At 38.7% G+C, this 2,589-nt stretch carries 3 protein-coding genes; all 3 read right to left on the reverse strand.

The window, feature by feature from the left end; all coding sequences use genetic code 11:
- Positions 1–45: 45 nt before the first annotated feature.
- Positions 46–573, reverse strand: a complete 528-nt coding sequence (locus IQ260_RS29700) for a hypothetical protein (RefSeq protein WP_193996652.1) — start codon at positions 571–573, stop codon at positions 46–48.
- Positions 574–668: 95 nt separating this feature from the next.
- On the reverse strand, positions 669–1,478 hold the full coding sequence (locus IQ260_RS29705) for a glycosyltransferase family A protein (RefSeq protein WP_193996653.1): 810 nt from the start codon (positions 1,476–1,478) through the stop codon (positions 669–671).
- Between the two features lie 78 nt (positions 1,479–1,556).
- Entirely contained in the window at positions 1,557–2,288 is a 732-nt protein-coding gene (locus IQ260_RS29710; RefSeq protein WP_193996654.1) for a glycosyltransferase, read from the reverse strand.
- Between the last annotated feature and the right edge of the window lie 301 nt (positions 2,289–2,589).

Below are 2,589 nucleotides of genomic sequence, written 5' to 3' on the forward strand. Positions count from 1 at the left end.
AGAGTATAATATATCTCTTCGTTTTAAAATAAATCACTGTAATCCTCAAATATTTTTTAGCTGTTCAACAATTTTACTGTTGAGTGTATTCCAATACCAGGCAAGCTTGCCTACTTGAGTCATCTGCTGCCATTGATCAAAAATTGAACCAGAGGGGATAATACGGCCTAGAAAATGATGAGTTTTCATACCTGGTTGGTAGCTAGGAATATGGTGGCTATTGTAACGACTATAGGGCTGCTGATACCATCCTTTCCGAATATACGAATTAACAACTTTTTCAGGACTACGCGCTAATATAAGAAATTTTGCTCCGAAAAATTGATAGAGTTCTACGATCGATAATGATAGATATGCACTAGCTTCAAAGGAGAAAGCATGATGCTCTAAATCCTTCTCGATATTAATAGCCTTTGTTTGAATAAATCCTCCTGCATCAACGGGTAAACCATACCACTTACAATATCGATGGAAAGTATCATTAAAAGGATGGCGCTCATGGGTTGAGGCGATAACACGTTCTAAGGACATCAACTGTGCTAAGCAGTGGGTACCACAGCGCCCTGTGCCCATGGCAAAACCAACTCGATTTCGGCAGGCGCTATAGTGTGGATTTGTCATTGGGGTGAGAAACTATTCCGGGTACAGAGTCAAGATTTATATGGATCTCATTCTACGGGAGTTTCTATTGTTTGACAGAGTTGTTGCAGATCTAAAATAAAAGGGGTGCTTGCATCACCTAATTTCCCCTTGATTGCTTGAATTAAATGTCCGGGATAGATCTGTTTACAGACAGTTTGAATTCTTCGGTTTTTTTTACTAATTTCTCCACGTTCATGATCGTGGTAAAGATGGCCTACCTTGGTTAAGAGTGTAGGTAGTTGAGATCGCGGCTTACCAAATAAATATTCAACTCGACGAATGGCTTCTAGATCTTCAAGACCATAGTTGAAAAAGTTTTCAAGATAGCCTCCAAAGGTATTCCAGTACCATGTGCGATCGCAACACACAATGCCGCCATACCCTCCAGAATATAGAGCTGGTATCCGCTCTCGACACTTTGCCTGTAAAAGTTGGCTGACATTGCAATTCTGATAGAATCTGTTTGCTGTGTCCCGATCTGTCCAAACATAGGCATACGCTCCCAAGGCAAACTTATCAACACTTATCACATGGGTGAAATAGTCCTGAGCAAAGACCATATCTGTATCCATAAGAACTAATCGATCACCCGTTGCACACTGCGCCCCTACATTACGACACCAGCTCAGATTAAACCCTCTCATGTGTGAATCAATAATTGGATGATAGTGATAGTCTGAATTTTGATAATACCAACGACCATCAAGACTTTGCTCAACAACATGCAAGTCGTAATTCTGATAAGATTGGCTTTGAATACAAGAAAGGCACGCTTGAAAGCGCTGCCATCTATCTAGACTATTCCCTGCAATTGAGATCACAATAGAAATCTTCATTGAGGACAACCTTATTCCCATAGATAAACTACACCTAAAACTAGATTCTAGATGTAGATGTAGTTTAGAATCGTATTTCTAAAGGTACTTTGACTTGAGTTTTTCATATAAACAGCCTGAAACAAAAGTTCCATTTTTATCTATTGATTGACGACGCCACATTTCATTCCACAAATGAATCGCATAGGATTCTTTGATTAACTCTTCCAAACTGTTATCTATCGCTATTAAATCCCGTATGTTTGTGTAAACTAATGGAGAAAAAGCTTGGGGAGGATAAACATAATCGTTTAGGTGTAGTTCATCAATAGCCGACTGCACTAAATAAGGTCCCGTAACTCCCCATTTCAGCTCTTGGGGATTTTGGCGAGAACAAAAGTCCCAACAAAATTGTGCAAACGATGACTCTTGAGGAGCTTTAAGAATACCGCTCGATGTAATGGTTGATAGACAATTTGCATTCTTCCATTCAGAAGCAAAAATATAATCCTGAGAAAAAATAAAAGGCTTTAGACAAATGACATCTGTGTCAACCCACCATCCCCCTTTCATCAGTAGCAACTTATAGCGAAAGAAGTTAGCAAACCCTGCATAACTTCCAGTTCCAGAGGCATGTTGATAAGTGAATATATCCGATTCAGGTAAGATGTGATTCCCATCCATGACCTTTGTACCATCAGGTATATTGTCAACAGATCCATAAACATATAGATGGTACTCGTGATTATTCCTGAGAAAAGACTGGATGGATAGCTGTTCCATGGTTGAAAGCGTTTTCCCAATCCATAATCCCTGAACAATATGGCTCATTGGTTGGCACTAAACATCTTTTTTCAAAATGATAGTATAGGGCAGCGTCAAAACTACAAGTTAAAGTATAAACAGTAAGCAATAAATTGTTAATAGATAGCAAGCTTTTACAGCGTGATACAACATCAATATCGCTTCAGCTATGTCAGAGATTACAATCTTACATCCAAATTCAACCGTCAATATCTCATTGAGCCACTATTGCCTGTACCCTATCATAACCAGTCAATTAGCTCATCTGTTTAAGATAACAACAGATATTTATCACTGTTTACACGAAGACAACAATAAATATTTACTG

The sequence above is a fragment of the Leptolyngbya cf. ectocarpi LEGE 11479 genome (assembly GCF_015207065.1).
Classification (GTDB): Bacteria; Cyanobacteriota; Cyanobacteriia; order Phormidesmidales; family Phormidesmidaceae; genus Leptothoe; species Leptothoe ectocarpi.

What these genes read in the sequence shown, in the direction of transcription:
- IQ260_RS29700 (WP_193996652.1), bottom strand. Translation starts at nt 573, where the DNA reads ATGGGCACAGGGCGCTGTGGTACCCACTGCTTAGCACAGTTGATGTCC.
- IQ260_RS29705 (WP_193996653.1), bottom strand. Translation starts at nt 1,478, where the DNA reads ATGAAGATTTCTATTGTGATCTCAATTGCAGGGAATAGTCTAGATAGA.
- IQ260_RS29710 (WP_193996654.1), bottom strand. Translation starts at nt 2,288, where the DNA reads ATGAGCCATATTGTTCAGGGATTATGGATTGGGAAAACGCTTTCAACC.